Below are 20,117 nucleotides of genomic sequence, written 5' to 3' on the forward strand. Positions count from 1 at the left end.
GTTCGGACCGGAGACGGGCATGCCGGTAGATCTTCAGCACGATTTCTTCACGTTGTTCGGTCTCGAGACGGGCTATTCGATCGATCAGGCGCGGCTCGAGCACGCGTATCTCGAGTTGCAGTCCGAGGTGCACCCGGATCGCTTCGCGCATCTGTCTGACGCCGAAAAGCGCCTGTCGATGCAATGGGCGACCCGGGTGAATGAGGCGTATCGTACGCTCCGCAAGCCGCTGACGCGTGCTCAATACCTTCTGGAACTGCGTGGTGTCGATGCTGGCCTCGAGACGAACACCGCCATGTCGCCCGCTTTCCTGATGGAGCAGATGGAATGGCGCGAGGCGGTCGAAGAGGCGCGTGATGCCAGCGACGCAGATGCGCTCGATGATCTCTTGCGGCGCTTGCGAATACAGACGTCGGAGATTCATGGTGTTCTCGCAGGGCAACTCTCCGACGGTGGCGATCTGCAGGCGGCTGCAGAGACAGTGCGCAGGCTCATGTTCATCGGAAAGCTTGAAAACGAAATAGACGATGCCCTCGAGGCACTGGACCCCTGATGGCTCTGCTTCAAATCTCGGAACCCGGGATGTCGACCCAACCTCACCAGCATCGCCTGGCAGTGGGCATCGACCTCGGTACCACCAATTCTCTGGTTGCGACCGTCCGCAACAGCATTGCGGTCTGCCTGAATGACGAAACCGGCTCGGCGATGCTTCCGTCGGTGGTTCGCTATCTTGCCGATGGCAGTGTCGAGATCGGCTCTCGGGCGCAGGCCGCACAGACCCGCGATCCGCGCAATACGATTGTCTCGGTGAAGCGTTTCATGGGGCGGGGCGTGGGAGATGTGGCTCACGTCGAGTCGATGCCCTACGATTTCGTCGATGCGCCAGGCATGGTACGACTGCGAACGGTGCAGGGCACAAAGAGCCCGGTGGAGATCTCGGCAGAGATCCTGCGCGCACTGCGTTTGCGAGCAGATGCCAGTCTGGGTGGCGCGCTGACCGGGGCTGTGATTACGGTTCCGGCATATTTTGACGATGCCCAGCGTCAGGCCACCAAGGACGCTGCCGAACTGGCCGGGCTCAACGTTCTGCGCCTGCTCAACGAACCGACTGCAGCGGCGATTGCCTACGGTCTGGAAAACGCTTCCGAAGGTGTTTATGCGGTTTACGATCTCGGCGGCGGAACTTTCGATATTTCCATTCTGAAGCTCACCCGTGGTGTTTTCGAGGTGCTTTCAACCAGCGGGGATGCGGCACTCGGCGGCGACGATTTCGATCAGCGTCTGTATTGCTGGGTGATCGATCGTGCTCACATCGCACCGCCGTGTGATGAGGACGTAAGGCGGTTGCTGATGAAAGCCCGTGAGGCAAAAGAGGTCCTCTCGCGCTATGATGAGGCCCCCATCGTGGCGAAGCTTTCAAGTGGCGAGCAGGTCGATCTCACGATAAGCCGGGCGGAGTTTGATCAGATTACCCGGCCACTTGTCTCCAAGACGCTGGCACCAGTACGCAAGGCGCTGCGCGATGCCGAGCTGAAACCCGAGGACATAAAGGGCGTCGTGATGGTTGGCGGTGCAACCCGCATGCCGCAAGTACAGCGGGCGGTGGGCGAATATTTCGGCCAGGAACCGCTGACCAATCTCGACCCCGACAAGGTGGTGGCACTGGGCGCCGCGATGCAGGCCAACGTGCTCGCAGGGAACCGGTCCGCGGACGACTGGCTTCTCCTCGACGTCATTCCGCTGTCTCTTGGCCTGGAGACCATGGGAGGGCTTGTCGAAAAGGTCATTCTGCGCAATTCCACGATACCGGTCGCGCGTGGGCAGGAGTTCACCACTTTCAAGGATGGCCAGACCGCCATGGCCTTTCACGTGTTGCAGGGCGAGCGGGAACTGGTCAGCGACTGCCGTTCGCTGGCGCGCTTCGAGTTGCGCGGAATCCCGCCGATGGTGGCGGGTGCCGCGCGAATCCGCGTGACCTTCCAGGTCGATGCGGATGGCTTGCTGTCGGTCTCTGCGCGAGAGCTTTCTTCGGGCGTGGAGGCCAGTGTCATCGTCAAGCCCTCTTATGGCTTGAGTGACCAGGAGGTCGCAGAAATGCTCAAGTCGGGTTTCGAGCATGCTTCGGACGATATGAAACGCCGGGCGTTGCGCGAGCAGCAGGTCGAAGCGGAACGTCTTCTGGAAGCCACGGAGCAAGCGCTCGCTGCCGATGGTGAGTTGCTTGATCACGCGGCGACGGGACGGATCGAGCGTGCGGTAACTGAACTTGCGCGGCTCGTGAAAGACGGCTCGCTCGATGAGTTGAAGCAGGCAGTCGGTTCACTCTCGCGCGCCACCGAAGATTTCGCTGCGGCGCGAATGAACAAGGGAATTCGTTCGGCGCTGGCCGGACAGAAAATCGATCAGCTTGAGGTTTGAGTGCGGATGACGCAGATTATCGTATTACCACATGAAGAACTATGTCCGGAAGGTGCCTTGTTCGAGGCCCAGCCCGGAACATCGATCTGCGACAGCCTTCTTGCTAACGGAATCGACATTGAGCATGCGTGTGAAAAATCCTGCGCCTGCACGACTTGTCACGTGATTGTGCGGGAGGGGTTCGATTCGCTCGGTGAGGCAGACGAACTGGAAGAGGACCTGCTCGACAAGGCCTGGGGATTGGAACCGTACTCGAGGCTATCCTGCCAGGCTAAGGTTTCCGGTGTTCCGTTGGTCGTCGAAATACCTAAGTACACAATCAACATGGTCAGCGAGGGCAAGCATTGATGAAATGGACAGAAGTGCAGGAAATCGCCATTCAGCTTGCCGATGCGCATCCGGATGTCGATCCGATGCGGGTGAATTTTGTCGATCTGATGAACTGGGTAATGGCGTTGCCCGAGTTCGATGATGACCCGGCACGGTGTGGTGAGCGGATTCTGGAGGGAATCCAGCAGGCCTGGATTGATGAGAGCGAATAATGCGCCATGCGCCCGACAGGCTTGAGTCCGGCGCCGGAACCTGATCGACTATGCGTCAGCTCCCGGATGTGGGCTCGGCAGGTTCGTTGAGCGACAGCCAGTACAGTCCAAGCTGACCTACCGCATGGATGAATCGCTCGAAATCAACAGGTTTGCGGATATAGCTGTTGGCCCCGAGTCGGTACGCCTCGCTGATATCCTGGTGCTCTTTCGATGTGGTCAGCACAACCACGGGGAGCAGTGCAGTCTTCTCTGAGGCACGGATCCTGCGGAGTACCTCCAGTCCATCAATTCTGGGAAGTTTCAGGTCAAGCAGGATCACGGCGGGCATCGAAGCGGGGTCCCGGTCAGCGAATCCACCCGTGCAGAACAGGTAATCCAGGGCTTCGACACCGTCTCGCGCCACGACTACTGGATTAGTGATCTTGTTCTTGCTGAAAGCCCTCAGGGTGAGGGCTTCGTCGTCGGGATTGTCCTCGACCAACAAGATCGGCCGTTCGTGAGGCATTTAGGGTCTCCATCTTCGCGGCACCCACCGTGTCGCGTTGCTATCACGCCGACCAGTCCGCTACCGATCGCGCCAATAGAACATTAGCGGTAATTTTCTCACGGGCTTGAATGCGTCAACGGGTACTTCCGCACACAGGCGGCCGAACACTGCATCACGAACCCACAAGTTGCTCACGGGTCACGAGAAAAATCCGGTCATCTCCGTCCCGGGTTGAGAGCCACGTCAGTTCGAGGTCCGGGAACGCTGCTTCCACGTAATGCCGGTTGTGACCGACCTCGACAGCCAGCACGCCTCCTGGCGTCAGGTGGACCGGTGCTTGTGCGATCAGCCTGCGTACCACGTCGAGACCGTCCTCGCCCGCACCAAGCGCCATCGATGGTTCGTGCCGATATTCTTCCGGCAGTGCAGCCATTGCATCGGCAGTCACGTAAGGGGGGTTGCTGATGATCAGGTCGAACCGTTGATTCGGGATCGCATCGAAAAGGTCGCTTTCGACGAGTTCGATCTGATCTTCTAGCCGATAATCCGCCACGTTCTCGGTGGCGATTTCGAGCGCATCGACGGAGAGGTCGATTGCGGTGACCCGGGCCGAGGGAAAGACATGGGCCATGATGATGGCAAGACATCCCGATCCTGTGCACATGTCGAGCACGCTGCCGACTGAGTCCGGATCGTCGATCCATGGGGCGAAACCGTTCTCCAGCAACTCCGCAAAATAGGAGCGCGGAATGATGACCCGGGGATCGACCCTGAAGCGGAAATCGCCAAGCCAGGCTTCGCCCGTCAGGTACGCGGCCGGGGTCCGTTCGTCCGCGCGTCGCTCTACGATTGAAAGCAGTGCTTCGCGCTCTTCGGTGGTGATGCAGGCGTCAAGAAAGGGCTCGAGGCGATCTATCGGAAGTGACAGGGTATGAAGAAGGAGGTAGGCGGCCTCGTCGTAGCTGTCGATGAGGCCGTGGCCGCAGAAAATACCGGCGCGATTGAAACGGGTGACGGCAAAGCGAAGCCAGTCCCGCAAGGTTACGAGTTCGGCGAGCGGGCCGGCTTCGTGTTCATGATGGTCGTCGTCACCGCTGGTGTCGTGCTCGTGGCTCATGCTGCGCTTAGTCCGCCCTTAATAGATTTTGGAGTGTGGCTTGATAGATCGCGGCGAGCGGCTCGACAGCGTCGAGGGCCACGTGCTCATCGATCTTGTGTATCGACGCGTTTACCGGACCGAACTCGACGACCTCATTGCAGATCGCTGCGATGAAGCGGCCGTCCGATGTGCCGCCGGTCGTGGAAAGCTCGGGATCGATTGCGGTGACGCCGCGAATAGCTTCCGAAACCGCATTGACAAGCGTACCGCGTGGCGTGATGAACGGGTTCCCGGAGAGATTCCAGACAAGATCGTATTCCACCCCATGTCGGTCCAGAACCTCTTGAACCTTCTGCTTCAGGCTGTCGACCGTGTGTACCGGAGCGAAACGGAAATTGAACATCAACTCGACTGAGCCGGGAATCACGTTGCTCGCTCCCGTGCCAGCATGAATATTCGAAACTTGCCAGCTCGTGGGAGGGAAATATTCGTTGCCTTCGTCCCAGCGCGTAGCGGTCAGCTCGGCCAGGGCTGGCGCCAGAACGTGGATCGGATTGCGGGCGAGGTGCGGATAGGCGATATGACCCTGAACGCCGCGGACCGTCAGCCTGCCAGAGAGGCTGCCACGGCGCCCGTTCTTGATCATGTCGCCGAGCCGGCTGACGGATGTGGGCTCGCCAACCACACAGTAGTCCAGCCGCTCATCGCGCGAGGCGAGGGTCTCGACGACCTTGATCGTGCCATCCCGTGCGTCGCCTTCCTCGTCCGAAGTCAGAAGCAGGGCGATCGAACCTCGGTGGTCGGGATGTTCCGCGAGGAAGGCTTCTATCGCGGTCACGAACGCCGCCAGCGAGGTTTTCATGTCCGCCGCACCGCGACCGTACATCAGCCCGTCACGTTCGACGGGTTCGAATGGATCCGAATGCCATTGATCAAGCGGTCCCGTGGGCACCACGTCGGTGTGTCCGGCAAAGCAGAAAACGGGGCTCCCGGATCCACGGCGCGCCCAAAGATTGCAGGTTTCGCCATGATCCATGCGCTCTAGGGAGAAACCGAGTGGAGCAAGCCTCGTGGCGATCAGATCGAGACAGCCGGCATCGTTCGGTGTCACCGACCGGCGAGTGATGAGTGCCCGGGCGAGTGTGAGAGTCGGGTTCGCGTCATGAGCGCGGTCCCTGGGTGGAGAAAGTGACATTTCAGTTCCGGAGGTGTCGGGTCAGCGGTCCTGCTCGTCCATGTGGAGGGTGAACTCCCTGAATGAAGCGCCGTCTGGCTGGGTCGACTCGAAATCAACGATCGGTGACGTTTTTCGCCGATCTTCATGGGGTGCAGACGAGGACGTGATCTGGGAATTGTTGATGAGCCAGGAGAGGTTGGTCGGCGAGTCGGAATTGGCGAGCGCTTCGTCGAGCGTAATCGTGCCCTCCCGATAGAGGCGGAAAAGGTCCTGCTCAAAGGTTTGCGAGCCCGGAGCCAGGCTTTGCTCCATTGCCTCCTTGATGGCGTTGAGTTCTCCGCGTTCGACGAGTTCCGCAACGTGCCGGGTGTTCATCAGAATCTCGACCGTCGGGGCACGTTGGCCGTCCGGTTTGCGTACAAGGCGTTGGGAAATGATGCTGCGCAGGGCCACCGCGAGGTCGAGATAGAGCAGCGGTCGATTCTCGAGGGGAAAGAAGTTTACGATGCGGTTCAGCGCGTGATAGGCGTTGTTGGCGTGCAGTGTCGCGAGGCAGAGGTGGCCGGTTTGCGCGTAGGCAAGTGCGGCCTGCATTGTTTCGCGATCGCGGATTTCTCCGATGACGATGCAATCGGGTGCCTGTCGCATCGCATTGCGCAGCGCCTCGTGCCACCCGTGGGTGTCCATCCCGATCTCGCGCTGGTTGATGACCGATTTTTTGTGGCGGAAGAGATATTCGATCGGGTCTTCGACCGTCAGGATGTGTCCGGTCCGGTTGCCGTTACGATGATCAATCATCGAGGCGATCGTGGTTGATTTGCCGGAACCGGTGGCCCCCACCACCAGGATCAGCCCTCTCTTCTCCATGACGATATCCGCCAGGGGAGCGGGTAGCCCCAGGGAGTCCAGCGCAGGAATGTCTCCCTGGATGAAACGCACCACGATGGCGACGCTGTTTCGTTGCCAGAACAGGTTCACCCGGAAATTGCCCAGATCTCGACGCCCGAACGAGAGGTTCATCTCCTTGGTGCTCTCGAACAGCCGGATCTGCTCCGGATTCATGAGCTCGTAGCCCATTCGCTGGATCATCGCGGGTTCCATGACCTGCTGGTTGATCGGCAGCGTGGTGCCCTGGATCTTGATGTGAATCGGTGCGCCGGCGCTGATGAACAGATCGGAGGCCTGCTTTTCGGCCATCAGCTGGAACAGTTTGTCGAAGATCATGTTCGGCGGTCCGGGCTGGCGGTGGAAATGCCGGGGCGGATGTCAGGCCGCCCTGGGCAATTTGTGAGTCAGGTGCGAAGCAATTCGTTGATGCCGGTCTTTGCACGTGTTTTGGCATCGACCTTCTTGACGATGACCGCGCAGTAAAGGCTGTACTTCCCGTCGGGCGATGGCAGGTTGCCGGACACCACGACCGAACCTGCCGGCACGCGACCATAGTGGACCTCACCGGTTTCACGGTCGTAGATCTTGGTGCTCTGTCCGATATACACGCCCATGGAAATAACTGAGTTTTCCTCGATCACGACGCCTTCGACGACTTCCGAGCGTGCGCCGATGAAACAGTTGTCTTCGATGATCACCGGGCCGGCCTGGACCGGTTCCAGTACGCCACCGATGCCGACGCCACCCGATAGGTGCACATTCTTGCCGATCTGGGCACAGGAGCCGACGGTGGCCCATGTGTCGACCATGGTGCCTTCGTCGACGTAGGCACCAATGTTTACATAGGAAGGCATGAGCACGACATTCTTGCCGATGAAGCTGCCCTTGCGGGCGACAGCCGGCGGAACCACGCGGAAACCGCCTTGCTGGAACTGCTCGCTGGTGTAGTCACCGAACTTGGTCGCGACCTTGTCGAAGTAGTTGGTGGAACCACCGGACATCAGCTGATTGTCCTGGAGGCGGAAGGAAATCAGCACGGCCTTCTTGATCCACTGGTTGGTGATCCAGGTACCGTCACGCTTCTCTGCGACGCGCAGACGTCCGGCGTCGAGCCCGGCGATGACTTCGGCTACGGCTTCGCGAATCTGTGCAGGGGCATGGGTGGGGGAGAGGCTTGCACGGTTCTCAAAGGCCTCATCGATGATTTTCTGGATATCTTGCATGGGGGGTCCCGTTATCAGAGTTTTTGACAGAATTCCTGGATGCGGCGGGCCGCTTCGAGGCATTCGGAGGTTTCGGCGACAAGTGCGATCCGAACGAAGCCGGCGCCTGGGTTGATGCCCGCTTCTTCACGTCCCAGGTAGCTCCCGGGCAAAACCGTCACATTATATTCACCCTGCAGCCTGCGGGCGAAGTCGGTGTCCGGAATCGGTGTGCGGGCCCACAGATAAAAGCCGGCGTCCGGCAACTCGATACCCATGTGGGGGTCGAGCATCGGTGCCACCAAGTCGAACTTCTCGCGGTAAAGCCTGCGGTTTTCGGCGACGTGGGCCTCGTCGTTCCAGGCCGCGATCGACGCGGCCTGTACGGCGGGACTCATGGCGCAGCCGTGATAGGTGCGGTAAAGCAGAAAGCGGCCCAGAATGCCGGAGTCGCCCGCCACGAAGCCGGAACGCATGCCGGGCACGTTGGAACGCTTGGACAGGCTCGAGAACATCACTACGTTGCGGAAATCGGTACGACCCAGCCGATGGCAGGCCTCGAGCGCGCCAAGCGGCGGGTGATCCTCGTCGAAGTAGATCTCCGAATAACACTCGTCGGCCGCGATCACGAAGCCATGCTGATCCGACAATTCGAAGAGCATGCGCCATTCCTCGAGATTGAGGACCTTGCCCGTGGGGTTGCCCGGAGAGCAGACGTAGACCAGTTGGATGTCTTTCCAGGTGCTTACGGGAATCGACGCAAAATCGCTGCTGAAACCTTGCTCGGGCAACTGATTCAGGAACAGAGGGCGGGCACCGGCAAGGTAGGCCGCGCCTTCGTAGATCTGATAGAAGGGGTTTGGGCTTACCACCAGCGGGTTGGGCTGACTGCGGTCAACCACGCACTGCGCGATGGCGAACAAGGCTTCGCGTGAGCCGTTGACCGGGATGATCTGGCTGGCTGGATCGATAGTTGCGAGGCCGAAACGTCGCGTGAGCCACGCCGCGATCGACTCGCGCAGCGCCTCACTCCCTAGCGTCGTAGGGTAGACGGCGAGGCCCGCCAGGTTTTCGGCGAGCGCGGACGAGATCAATTCGGGCGTTGGATGTCTCGGCTCTCCGATCGAAAGGCGGATCGGGGTCAGATCTGTTGCCGGAGTAAGGCCCTGAAACAGTGCTCGGAGTTTTTCGAATGGGTAGGGGTGGAGCTTTTGCAGATCGGGGTTCACGGCTGGTCCTCTGACGAGCAGGTCGGCACGGCTGGCGTGCAGGGCAAAAATGCTATCATAGCGGGCTATTGGAAGGCGCCCGGATGGCGTCCCGAGCCCCCGGAAAATGCGTGCAAGCGGCATGGCCGGGAGAAACCCACGAGAGCCAAGATCGCCCCGAACCGACGACCGTGCGCCTAGCAAAACTCAAACTCGCGGGATTCAAGACCTTTGTCGATCCAACCACGGTGCTTACGCCTGGTAACCTGGTCGGCGTTGTCGGTCCGAATGGTTGCGGAAAATCGAACATCATCGATGCGGTGCGCTGGGTGTTGGGGGAAACCCGAGCTTCGGCCTTGCGCGGTGAGTCGATGCAGGATGTCATTTTCAACGGATCGACGACGCGAAAGCCGGTGTCGCGAGCAAGCGTCGAACTGGTGTTTGAGAATGCAGAGGGAAAGGCTGCGGGGCAATGGTCGCAGTATGCCGAGATTGCGGTAAAGCGGGTTCTGGACCGTAGTGGCGAGTCGACCTATTACATCAACAATGTCCATGTTCGCCGCAAGGACGTGATCGATCTGTTTCTTGGTACGGGCCTCGGGCCACGTGCGTACGCGATCATCGAGCAAGGCATGATTTCGCGCATCATCGAGGCGAAACCCGAGGAAATTCGCCACTTTCTCGAGGAGGCCGCGGGGGTCACCAAGTATCGGGAAAGAAGAAGGGAAACCGAGGGCCGGCTTTCGGACGCGCGGGACAATCTGGCGCGACTCGATGATATCCGTGCAGAACTTGGCGATCGGATCGGACACCTCGAGGGACAGGCCGAGATCGCCGAGCGTTATCGGACCCTTCAGGCAGCCCACACCGAGCGACAGAACCTGCTGTGGCTGATCAAGCGCAATGAAGCGCGTGACGAGCGCGAGCGGATCTCTGAAGCGCTCAATCAGGCGACCCGCCAGATCGAAAGCGATAGCGCCCGTCTGCACGAGCTCGAGCAAGCGGTTGAGCTGGCGCGCGAGGGACACTTCGCCGCATCTGAAACCGTACATGTCGCGCAGAGCGATCTTTTCTCGGTCGCCGCGGAAGTCAGCAGGCTCGAGGCCGAGCGCCAACACCTGCAGGAGACGCGAAAGCGGCTTGAGGCACGGCTCGCCCAGCTTGAAACCGAACAGGCGCACTGGGCCTCGCGTGGGGCTCATCTGCGCGAGGAGGCCGAGCGCTGGGCGGACCTGCAGGAGCACGCGGGTATTCGCATGGCCCAGGCAGAGGCCCGCCACGAGGAGGCCGCGGGGCGATTGCCGGAACTGGAAGAGGCGCTCCGCTCGGCCGAGTCCAATGCTGCCTCGGCGCGGCGCGAGCTGGCGCAGACCGAGCAGCAGCAGCGTGTGGAGGAGACACGCTGCAGCAGCGCGCGACGCTCTCTGGAGGCGTTTTCAGCCCGTCGGGCACGTCTCGAGCAGGAGGCGGTTTCGATCAATGGGCCCGATCCGGCGCAACTGGCCGAACGCGAGGCGCGACTTGCCTCCGTCGAGGAGCTGGTCGAGACCCTGGCCACGCGGCAGCACGATCTCCAGTCGGCCTTTCCGCTTGCGCAGCAGACGCTCAAGCAGGCAGTCGATGAGGAGCGTGGGCTGCAGCGTGAGGCTACCGAGCTGCGCGCCAGGCGGGATGCGCTGGTTCAGTTGCAGAATCGGGTTCACAATCAGGGGCAGCTCGGGGAGTGGCTCAAGCGTCACGGGCTCGATGCCTTGGCGCCGCTGTGGCGCAGCCTGTCGGTGGAGCCGGGCTGGGAGCTGGCGGTCGAAGCGGTGCTGCGCGAGCGGCTTGCAGCCGTGCGGACCGATGATCTGCAGGCGCTGCTCGACGCACTCGAAGATCCGGCGCCTGCCTCGTTTGCGTTCATCCTGGATACCGCGGGAGAGACAGGCTCGGAAGTGCAGTTGCCGGCCGGCGCACGCCCGCTATCGGATTTCGTCCGTGCAGAAGATGCGTCATTGGCGGGATCGATCGGTCAGTGGTTGTGCGGCGTAGCGGCGGTCGATGAAATCGCAGCGTGGCTGCCCGGGCGAGGAAACCTCGGACACGGTGTCCTGGTGGTGTCGCGCAAGGGCCAGTTGCTGACGAGGGATACGCTGACCCAGTTCGCGCCGGATGCACGCACACACGGCGTCATGGAGCGGCAGCGCGAGATCGAAGCGCTGTCGGAGGGGCTCGACGAGCGTAGCCTTGCCGCGGAGCAGGCCCACGAGCGCGTGGCCGAGGCTGAACGCGCAGCCACGCTGATTCAGGAGCAGCTTGCCGAATTGCGTCGCGAGCAGCAGGCCCGCCAGCAGGAGCTCCACGGCGAGCAGGTTGAGGTGCTCAAGCTCGGTCAGGCATTGCAGCGCGCAAGCGAACGGCGAAGCCAGCTTGACCACGACCTCGCCGACCTTCAGCGCAGCGAGGAGGCCGAGCGCGAACTGCTCGCACGGGCCGAGCTCGAACTCGAGCGATGTGCCGAACTCGGCGAGCTTCAGCGCGGGCACCTCGATGCGGCGCTGGAACTTGCGCGAGAGAGCGAGCAACGGCTTCGCGAGGCGCGCTCCGTGGAGAGCGCCCTCGCACGCGAGTCGCAGGAAGCCGGTTTTTCAGAGCGCGAATGCGTTGGCAAGCTGGAAGACATTGCGCGCAACCGGACGCTTGCGGAAGAGCAGGTGCTGAAGCTGCGCGAGGAGTCCCTTGCCCGTCAGGCCGAGCTTGAGGCCAGCGACGATCGCGCGAGTCACGAGGCGTTGCAGCAGGCACTTGGATTGCGTGAGACGCGCGAATTGGCGCTGGCTGCCCGGCGCGATGCACTGGCGGTGGCTGCCGAGCATCTCAAGGAGCAGGAGGCGCTGCGGCTGCGGACCGAGCAGGCAGTGGTACCGATGCGCGAGCGGGTCGCCGATCTCAGGCTCAAGCAGCAAGCGGCGGAACTCGCTCAGGCGCAGTTCCAGGAGCGCCTCGATGAGGCTGCGGCCGATGAGACAGTGCTGACGCCGCTGGTCACGTCCGAGTTGAAGGAAACCAGCCTGCAGCGGGAGGTCGCGCGCCTTTCGCGGGAAATCGCCGAACTCGGCCCGGTCAATCTCGCGGCCCTCGACGAACTGAAATCTGCCGAGGAGCGCAAGGGCTACCTCGACGCGCAATACGACGATCTGATGCAGGCGATCGAGACGCTCGAGGATGCAATCCGTCGTATCGATCGCGAGACCCGGGAGCAGCTACAGGAAACCTATGACACGGTTAATCGCCAGTTTGGCAGTCTCTTCCCTCAGCTGTTCGGAGGGGGGGAGGCCAAACTTGTGCTGACCGGCGACGAGATCCTGGATGCCGGCGTGCAGATCGTTGCGCAGCCGCCCGGCAAGAAAAACAGCAGCATCCATCTGTTGTCCGGCGGCGAGAAAGCGCTGACCGCGATCGCGCTGGTATTCTCCATGTTCCAGCTGAATCCGGCCCCGTTCTGCATGCTTGACGAGGTTGATGCACCTCTGGACGATACCAACACCGAACGCTACGGATCGATGGTCAAGCGCATGTCCCTGCAGACCCAGTTCATTTTCATCAGTCACAGCAAGATCACCATGGAGATAGCCCAACAACTGGTTGGGGTGACCATGCAGGAGCAGGGCGTTTCACGAGTGGTCGAAGTCGATATCGACGAGGCAATGCGGCTTGCGGAGCCGGTTGCTGCATAGGTACAAAGGAAGACAATGGCAATCAGTGAGTTGCAGATGAGCCTTATCGGCGCCGGTGTAGCCGGTGTGATCGGCGTGGTGCTTTACAACAAGTGGCAAGAGGGCCGTCACAGACGGCAGGCCGAAAAGGCCTTTCGTTCGGAACATCCGGACGTGCTGCTCGAGCCGGGGCTCGGTGAGCGTCATGCGCGGGAAGACGATTCCCAGCCCGACGCGACCGAATTGCGCGAGCTCCGCGCAGTCAGCGAATCAGCCGGGCCACGGAACCTGCCGCTCGATACCGATCAATTGGCGTCGCCTGCTGATTGTATGGTGCGTATCGAGTGCATCGAACCGCTTCCGGCGGCAAGACTCTGGGAGGCCCAGGGCCGGCATCTCGGGAGCATCGCCAAACCGTTGCGCTGGTTTGGTTTTGACGACGAGCGCAACCAGTGGCTTCCGCTCGACAGCCATTCAGCAGGCAGCCATCACTGGTTCGCGGCGGTCATGCAGCTTGTGGATCGGCGCGGGCCGATCGCGGCTGCCGATCTCGACCGCTTTCTCGATGGGGTGCAAAAGATTTCCGACGAGTTCATGTCTGTGCCGGCAAGTATGCCGGCGCGTGTCGAGACGCTTACCCGGGCCGCGGAGCTGGACGCCTTCTGCGCGGGTGTCGATATCCAGATCGGACTCAATGTCGTTGCCGGCGAGGAGCCCTTCCCGGGGACCAAGTTGCGCGGGCTTGCCGAGGCGCAAGGTTGGCTGCTCCGTGAGGATGGTGCCTACCACGCCGAAGATCCCGATGGCGACACGATGTTCACCATGACGAATCTGGAAGCTTCGGCCTTTGTTGCGTCGGAACTCAAGGATCTGCAGACGCGTGGCGTTACGCTGCTTCTCGACGTTCCCCGTACACCATTCGGCCCGCAGACTTTCGACCGCATGCTCGTTTCGGCGCGCAAGATAGCCGAAGCGCTGCGTGGAGAGGTAGTTGATGACAATCGAACCGCGTTTGGCGAGACACAGGCACGGTTGGTGCGCGGACAGATCGAGCAGTTTCAGCAACGTATGGCCGAGAGCGGAATCCCGGCCGGTGGCGAACTCGCCCGACGCCTGTTCTCGGCATGAGCCCGGCTGAAGCGGCGGAAAAGGTGGCCGCGCTGCGTGCCGAGCTCACCCGCCACGAGCATGCCTACTATGTACTCGATGATCCGACGGTGCCCGATGCCGAGTACGATCGGCTGTTCGAGGCACTGCGGCGGCTTGAAGCAGCGTATCCGGAGCTGCAGACCGAAGATTCACCGACCCAACGGGTGGGTGGGGCGCCACGCCCCGAACTTGCGGCAGTGCGGCACGAAGTGCCGATGCTCTCGATCTACACCGAGACCGACAAGAGCGAACAGGGTGCGCGTGCGTTCGATAACCGGGTTCGCAAGGGGCTTGGCCTGGCGGCGGAGGACGGCCCGGTTGAGTATGCTGCCGAACTCAAGTTCGACGGTCTTGCCATCAGCCTGCGATACGAAAAGGGGGTGCTTGTTCGCGCCGCGACCAGGGGAGACGGAGAAACTGGCGAGGACGTCACCCACAACGTCCGGACGATTCGTCAGGTTCCACTGCGCCTGAACGGTGTGGCTCCGGCTGTGCTCGAAGTGCGCGGGGAAATCTACATGCGCCGCGATGATTTCGAAAGCTTGAACCTGGCGCAGCGGGAAGCCGGTGAGAAGAGTTTCGTCAATCCGCGCAATACCGCCGCGGGTGCAGTACGCCAGCTCGACCCGGCGATTGCCGCGCGTCGCCCACTGTCTTTTTTTGCCTATGGGCTGGGAGACCGCGGCGACTGGATCGTGCCCCCGCGCCACAGCGAAGTGCTCGACGCCCTCGAGGCTTTCGGCTTTCCGGTGTGCAGCCATCGCAGGGTGGCGCTCGGCGCGGAGGCGCTGATCGCTTTTCATGCGGAAATTGAAGCCCTGCGCGACACGCTTCCCTACGATATCGACGGCGTCGTATACAAGGTCAATTCGCTCGCCCTGCAGGATCAGCTCGGGTTCGTTAGCCGTGAGCCGCGCTGGGCCGTGGCCCACAAGTATCCGGCCCAGGAAGAGATCACGCGGCTGACCGGTATCGACGTGCAGGTTGGGCGTACTGGCGCGCTCACGCCAGTTGCTCGACTCGAGCCGGTGTTTGTCGGCGGGGTCACGGTCACCAATGCGACGCTGCACAACCAGGGGGAGATCGATCGCAAGGATGTGCGGATCGGAGACTGGGTGATCGTGCGCCGCGCGGGCGACGTGATCCCGGAGATCGTGGGGCCGGTGCTGGCGCGGCGCGAACAGGATCTGCCCCGATTCAATCTGCTCGAAAGTTATCCTACCTGTCCGAAGTGTGGTTCGCATGTTGTGCGCGGCGAGGACGAGGCGGTTGCGCGCTGTACAGGCGGCTTGTTCTGTCCGGCGCAGCGCAAGCAGGCCTTGCTGCATTTTGCCGGGCGACGCGCGCTCGATATCGAGGGGCTGGGGGACAAGGTGGTAGACCAACTTGTCGACGGAGCGATCGTCAAGACACCGGCCGATCTTTACAAACTCGGGGTGTTGGCACTGGCGAATCTCGAGCGAATGGGTGACAAGTCCGCCAACAAGCTCCTTGCCGCAATCGAAGCAAGCCGGGAGACTACGCTCGCTCGCTTCATATATGCGCTGGGGATCCGCAATGTCGGTGAAACGACCGCAAAGGACCTGGCCCGGCATTTCGGTGAGCTCGACAGGCTGATCGAGGCTGATCGGGAAGCACTCATGCAGGTAGCCGATGTCGGGCCAGTGGTGGCCGACTGCATCCGCCAGTTCTTTGCCGAGCCCCACAATGTCGAGGTGGTTGAGCAGCTTCGTGCCGCGGGTGTGCATTGGCCGGAGGGACCGCCGCTTGCACTACCCTCGGGTCCGTTTGCAGGGCGTACGGTTGTCCTTACGGGAACCTTGCCGAGCCTCGCCCGCGAGCAGGCCAAGGCGCTGATCGAAGCTGCCGGCGGGAAAGTCTCCGGATCGGTGTCAAAGAAGACCGATTTCGTGGTGGCCGGCGCCGAGGCGGGATCCAAACTCGAAAAGGCGCAACAACTCGGGCTGACCATTCTCGATGAAGCGGGGCTACTCGCGCTGCTCGACGTTGCAGCTGTGTCGACGGCACAACAAACACAGTCAGGGATGGACGAATGAAGAAAGTGACCAAGGCGGTGTTTCCGGTTGCAGGCATGGGCAGCCGGTTTCTTCCGGCGACCAAGGCGAGTCCGAAGGAAATGATGCCGATCGTCGACAAACCGCTGATCCAGTATGCCGTGGAAGAGGCGGTGGCGGCAGGTGTGACCGACCTGGTGTTCATCACCGGGCGCTCCAAGCGCGCAATCGAGGATCACTTCGACAAAGCCTACGAACTTGAGACCGAACTGGAGGCGCGTGGCAAGCATGCGCTTCTGCAGATCGTCAGGGATACGGTGCCAAGCGGCGTGAACTGCATCTACATTCGCCAGTCGGAGGCTCTTGGCCTTGGTCATGCGGTACTGTGCGCAGCATCTGTCATTGGTGACGATCCGTTCGCAGTGCTCCTTGCCGACGACCTGCTCGACGGTGAGGGGGCGGGGTCGGTCATGAAACAGATGGTCGACGTCTATAACTACAATCGCTGCTCCGTACTTGGCGTCATGGAGGTGCCTCGCGAAGAGACGAGGCAGTACGGCATCGTGAGCAGCGAGCGAAACGAAGGCGACGTACGCCGGGTTACCGCGATCGTCGAGAAGCCCGACCCAGCTGCGGCACCCTCGACACTTGCCGTGGTCGGTCGTTACATATTGACCGGCCGGATATTCGACCACCTGCGGAATCTCAAGCCTGGTGCCGGCGGCGAACTGCAGCTTACCGATGCGATCGCCTCACTTCTCCAGGAAGAAGCGGTATTGTCCTATCAGTTCAAGGGTACGCGATACGATTGCGGATCCAAGCTCGGCTACCTCAAGGCGACGGTCGAACTGGGGTTGCGCCATCCGGAAACCGGTGCGGAGTTTGAGGCATATCTGTCCGCCCGCCATGGCCGGATTTGAACCGGCCGCACCATAAAAGAGAAGGGAGCTCGGCGCTGCTGCGCAACGAGCTCCCTTCTTCTTTCCGAGCTTCCCTTATTCGGCGCGCGCCGCCCGCTTGCGCTCGTGCTCCTTGAGATAGCGCTTGCGCAGTCGAATGCTTTTTGGCGTGATCTCGACCAGCTCGTCATCCGCGATGAATTCGATGGCCGACTCCAGCGTGAGCTGGATCGGCGGCACCAGGCGAACCGCTTCGTCGGTGCCCGAGGCCCTGACGTTGGTGAGCTGCTTGCCCTTGATCGGATTCACTACCAGATCATTGTCACGGGTGTGAATGCCGATCACCATGCCTTCGTACAGGGCATCTCCCGGGTTCACGAACATGCGGCCGCGGTCCTGCAGCTTCCACAGGGCATAAGCCACGGCCGCGCCGTCATCCTGGGAGATCAGGACACCGTTGCGGCGCTCGGCCATCTGGCCGGCCATCGGGCCGTAATCATCGAAAACGTGACTGGCAAGACCGGTACCGCGCGTCAGCGTCAGGAATTCGCCCTGAAAGCCGATCAGACCTCGCGCCGGAATCCGATATTCGAGGCGGCTGCGCCCCTTGCCGTCAGACTGCATGTCTTGCAGCTCGCCACGACGACGCCCCAGTTCTTCCATGACGCCGCCCTGATGATCTTCCTCGACGTCCACGGTGAGCATTTCGTACGGCTCGCACTTGACACCGTCGATTTCCTTGAAGACGACCCGCGGACGACCGACTGCGAGTTCGAAGCCTTCCCGGCGCATGTTCTCGATGAGGATGGTGAGATGGAGTTCGCCACGACCGGACACTTCGAAAACGTCTGAATCGCCCGTGTAGTTAACCCGTAACGCGACGTTCTTGAGCAACTCCTTTTCGAGGCGTTCCCGGATCTGGCGGCTGGTGACGAACTTGCCTTCACGACCGGCGAGCGGTGAGGTATTGACCATGAAGTTCATCGTCAGTGTCGGCTCATCCACGGCGATCGGCTTCATGCCTTCGGGACGCTCGGGATCGCAGATCGTCACCCCGATGCCGACCTGGTCGATACCGGCGATCAACACGATGTCACCGGCCTCGGCCGAATCGGCAGCCGAGCGTTCCAGACCCTTGAAGGTCAGGACCTGGCTGACCTTGGATTTGCCACGGTTCTCGTCACCGTACATCACCACCACTTCCTGGTTGGGCCTGATGCGACCGCGGGTGATACGACCGATACCGAGCTGGCCGATGTAGGTTGAGTAATCGAGCGAGCAGACCTGGACTTTCAGCGGGCCGTCCGAGTCCACTTCCGGCTGCGGTACATGCTTGAGGACCGCTTCGTAAAGCGGCCCCATGTCGGTACCGGGCTTGTCGGCTTCGAGCATCGCAAAGCCGTTCAGTGCGGATGCATAGACGACCGGAAAATCGAGCTGTTCGTCGGTGGCTCCGAGTTTGTCGAAGAGGTCGAAGGTATGGTTGATCACCCAGTCGGGGCGGGAGCCGGGGCGATCGATCTTGTTGATCACGACAATCGGCTTGAGGCCGAGCGCCAGCGCCTTGCGGGTCACGAAGCGGGTCTGCGGCATCGGGCCTTCCACCGCGTCAACCAGCAACAGGACCCCATCGACCATGGACAGGACCCGCTCGACCTCGCCACCGAAATCGGCATGCCCCGGGGTGTCCACGATATTGATGTGGGTCCCTTTGTAGTCGATGGCGCAGTTCTTTGAGAGGATGGTGATCCCGCGCTCTTTCTCGAGATCGTTTGAATCCATCACGCGCTCGGTTACCTGCTGGTTCTCGCGGAAGGTGCCGGATTGGCGCAGCAGTTGGTCAACCAGCGTGGTTTTGCCATGGTCGACGTGCGCGATGATGGCGATGTTTCGGATTTGGCGGGACATGGGGTCGGGAAGTGCTTGAAAAACCGCAGATACTAGCATGTTGTGCGGTGCCGCAGGCGCAAGCTTCGATGATCGGCTGGCAACGCGTGATAATATCCCCGCCTGATTCAAGGGGGCGTTCGAATGCTTGCAGTGATCGGCGGTAGCGGTCTTACCGAACTGGACAACCTGACCATTACCCACCGAGAGGTTGTACGCACCCCCTACGGGGAGCCCTCGGGGGCGCTTACGTTTGGCCAACTGTGCGGAATGTCGGTCGTGTTTCTGGCCCGCCATGGATATGGCCACACAATCGCTCCGCATCGGGTGAATTACGCTGCGAACCTGTGGGCGCTAAAACACGCAGGGGTAGACAGCATCGTAGCGGTGGCATCGGTCGGCGGTATTCGTGCAGATCTCGGTCCGGGCGTATTACTCCTTCCGGACCAGATCATCGACTATACGTGGGGGCGCAAGAGCACCTATTTCGAAGGTGCCGAAGAGCTGGTCAAGCACGTCGATTTCACCGAGCCCTTCGACGCCTCGTTACGGATCCGCCTACTCGCCGCCGCCAACACTGCAGGGGTTCAAGTTCACGACGGCGGCGTCTACGCGACGACCCAAGGTCCGCGGCTGGAGACCGCGGCCGAAATCAACCGCATCGAGCGTGACGGTGGTGATGTGGTCGGCATGACCGCGATGCCGGAAGCGGCGCTCGCACGGGAGCTTGGAATCGCCTATGCGGCGATCAACGTTGTCGCAAACCATGCTGCCGGCAGGGGCAGCAGCGAGAAAGCAATAAGTTTCGAGCAGATCGAAGCCGTGCTGCATGAATCAATGGTGCGGGTGAGGCGCGTGCTCGGGGGGTTCTGCGGCGCATGATCAGACAGGTTCTCCGTGCGGGAAATCCGAAGTTGATGCGCCCCGCACGTGCAGTGGTCGACTTTGACACCCCCGCGCTGCATGCCCTTATCGAAGACATGATCGATACGATGCAGGCGCTCGACGGTGCTGGTCTGGCTGCACCGCAGATCGGTATCGATCTGCGTGTCGTGATTTTTGGTTTCACGTCGAATGAGCGCTATCCGAATGCCGAGCCGGTGCCATTCACGGTATTGGTAAATCCCTGTATCGAACCGCTCGACGACGAACTCACCCTTGGCTGGGAAGGGTGCCTTTCGCTTCCGGGGTTGCGCGGCGAAGTGCCGCGCTACCAACGCGTCCGTTATTCCGGCCGTGATCCGGAGGGTGGTTTGATCGACCGTACCGTGGACGGATTTCATGCCCGCGTGGTACAGCACGAATGCGATCACCTCGATGGTGTGCTGTATCCAATGCGCATGGGGGACCTCGCCCGTTTCGGTTTCTGTGAAGAGATCCAGAGCGCGGGCCTGACAGTCGCGCGCGCTTGAGTCGGGAGGGTCGGTCTGGAGACCCGCCCGATG

The 20,117-nt window shown here is 61.3% G+C and carries 17 protein-coding genes; 10 read left to right on the forward strand and 7 right to left on the reverse strand.

All coding sequences use genetic code 11. The features are described from left to right. The first annotated feature begins 19 nt into the window (after positions 1-19). The 4 genes from hscB to iscX are packed head-to-tail and all read left to right on the forward strand — an operon-like array spanning position 20 to position 2,960. Entirely contained in the window at positions 20-553 is a 534-nt protein-coding gene (gene hscB / locus GQB03_RS08610; protein ID WP_159687475.1) for a Fe-S protein assembly co-chaperone HscB, read from the forward strand. After that, positions 553-2,418, forward strand: coding sequence for a Fe-S protein assembly chaperone HscA (gene hscA / locus GQB03_RS08615; RefSeq protein WP_159687478.1), 1,866 nt, complete (start codon positions 553-555; stop codon positions 2,416-2,418). Before hscB ends, hscA begins: the two co-directional genes overlap by 1 nt. A gap of 6 nt (positions 2,419-2,424) precedes the next feature. Then, positions 2,425-2,766, forward strand: coding sequence for an ISC system 2Fe-2S type ferredoxin (gene fdx, locus GQB03_RS08620; RefSeq protein WP_159687481.1), 342 nt, complete (start codon positions 2,425-2,427; stop codon positions 2,764-2,766). Then, positions 2,766-2,960: a Fe-S cluster assembly protein IscX gene (gene iscX, locus GQB03_RS08625; protein WP_159687483.1), complete on the forward strand. Its 195-nt coding sequence runs from the start codon at positions 2,766-2,768 to the stop codon at positions 2,958-2,960. The genes fdx and iscX overlap by 1 nt, the downstream gene beginning before the upstream one ends. A gap of 55 nt (positions 2,961-3,015) precedes the next feature. Here iscX and GQB03_RS08630 read toward each other — a convergent pair whose 3' ends face one another. From GQB03_RS08630 to dapC, 6 genes are all read right to left on the reverse strand, one after another. Then, positions 3,016-3,468, reverse strand: a complete 453-nt coding sequence (locus GQB03_RS08630; RefSeq protein ID WP_159687486.1) for a response regulator — start codon at positions 3,466-3,468, stop codon at positions 3,016-3,018. Positions 3,469-3,622: 154 nt separating this feature from the next. Next, positions 3,623-4,567: a 50S ribosomal protein L3 N(5)-glutamine methyltransferase gene (gene prmB, locus GQB03_RS08635; protein WP_159687488.1), complete on the reverse strand. Its 945-nt coding sequence runs from the start codon at positions 4,565-4,567 to the stop codon at positions 3,623-3,625. A gap of 7 nt (positions 4,568-4,574) precedes the next feature. After that, positions 4,575-5,744 (reverse strand): succinyl-diaminopimelate desuccinylase, encoded by a 1,170-nt coding sequence (gene dapE, locus GQB03_RS08640; protein WP_159687491.1) that lies wholly within the window; start codon positions 5,742-5,744, stop codon positions 4,575-4,577. 21 nt (positions 5,745-5,765) lie between these two features. Continuing rightward, positions 5,766-6,950: a PilT/PilU family type 4a pilus ATPase gene (locus GQB03_RS08645; RefSeq protein WP_159687494.1), complete on the reverse strand. Its 1,185-nt coding sequence runs from the start codon at positions 6,948-6,950 to the stop codon at positions 5,766-5,768. A gap of 68 nt (positions 6,951-7,018) precedes the next feature. After that, on the reverse strand, positions 7,019-7,837 hold the full coding sequence (dapD, locus tag GQB03_RS08650) for a 2,3,4,5-tetrahydropyridine-2,6-dicarboxylate N-succinyltransferase (protein ID WP_159687497.1): 819 nt from the start codon (positions 7,835-7,837) through the stop codon (positions 7,019-7,021). Positions 7,838-7,851: 14 nt separating this feature from the next. Beyond that, positions 7,852-9,045, reverse strand: coding sequence for a succinyldiaminopimelate transaminase (gene dapC, locus GQB03_RS08655; RefSeq protein ID WP_159687499.1), 1,194 nt, complete (start codon positions 9,043-9,045; stop codon positions 7,852-7,854). A gap of 170 nt (positions 9,046-9,215) precedes the next feature. Here dapC and smc point away from each other — a divergent pair, with 170 nt between their 5' ends. Genes smc through galU form a run of 4 tightly spaced genes read left to right on the forward strand, consistent with a single transcriptional unit; the run spans position 9,216 to position 16,806 of the window. Then, entirely contained in the window at positions 9,216-12,743 is a 3,528-nt protein-coding gene (smc, locus tag GQB03_RS08660) for a chromosome segregation protein SMC (RefSeq protein ID WP_235026992.1), read from the forward strand. Between the two features lie 36 nt (positions 12,744-12,779). Further along, positions 12,780-13,850, forward strand: a complete 1,071-nt coding sequence (locus tag GQB03_RS08665) for a cell division protein ZipA C-terminal FtsZ-binding domain-containing protein (protein ID WP_235026993.1) — start codon at positions 12,780-12,782, stop codon at positions 13,848-13,850. Then, positions 13,847-15,928, forward strand: coding sequence for an NAD-dependent DNA ligase LigA (ligA, locus tag GQB03_RS08670; RefSeq protein ID WP_159687508.1), 2,082 nt, complete (start codon positions 13,847-13,849; stop codon positions 15,926-15,928). Before GQB03_RS08665 ends, ligA begins: the two co-directional genes overlap by 4 nt. After that, positions 15,925-16,806, forward strand: coding sequence for a UTP--glucose-1-phosphate uridylyltransferase GalU (galU, locus tag GQB03_RS08675; protein ID WP_159687511.1), 882 nt, complete (start codon positions 15,925-15,927; stop codon positions 16,804-16,806). The genes ligA and galU overlap by 4 nt, the downstream gene beginning before the upstream one ends. A 75-nt stretch (positions 16,807-16,881) precedes the next feature. On the opposite strand, the gene typA is transcribed toward galU, so the two are convergent. Continuing rightward, entirely contained in the window at positions 16,882-18,693 is a 1,812-nt protein-coding gene (gene typA, locus GQB03_RS08680) for a translational GTPase TypA (RefSeq protein WP_159687514.1), read from the reverse strand. A gap of 123 nt (positions 18,694-18,816) precedes the next feature. Here typA and GQB03_RS08685 point away from each other — a divergent pair, with 123 nt between their 5' ends. Together GQB03_RS08685 and def are read left to right on the forward strand one after the other, a co-directional pair. After that, on the forward strand, positions 18,817-19,554 hold the full coding sequence (locus GQB03_RS08685; protein ID WP_159687516.1) for an S-methyl-5'-thioinosine phosphorylase: 738 nt from the start codon (positions 18,817-18,819) through the stop codon (positions 19,552-19,554). Next, a complete protein-coding gene (gene def, locus GQB03_RS08690) occupies positions 19,551-20,084 on the forward strand; it encodes a peptide deformylase (protein WP_159687519.1) in 534 nt (177 codons plus the stop codon). The genes GQB03_RS08685 and def overlap by 4 nt, the downstream gene beginning before the upstream one ends. The last annotated feature ends 33 nt before the right edge of the window (positions 20,085-20,117 follow it).

Origin of the sequence: Cognatazoarcus halotolerans (assembly GCF_009800965.1) — a bacterium.
Lineage (GTDB): Bacteria > Pseudomonadota > Gammaproteobacteria > Burkholderiales > Rhodocyclaceae > Cognatazoarcus > Cognatazoarcus halotolerans.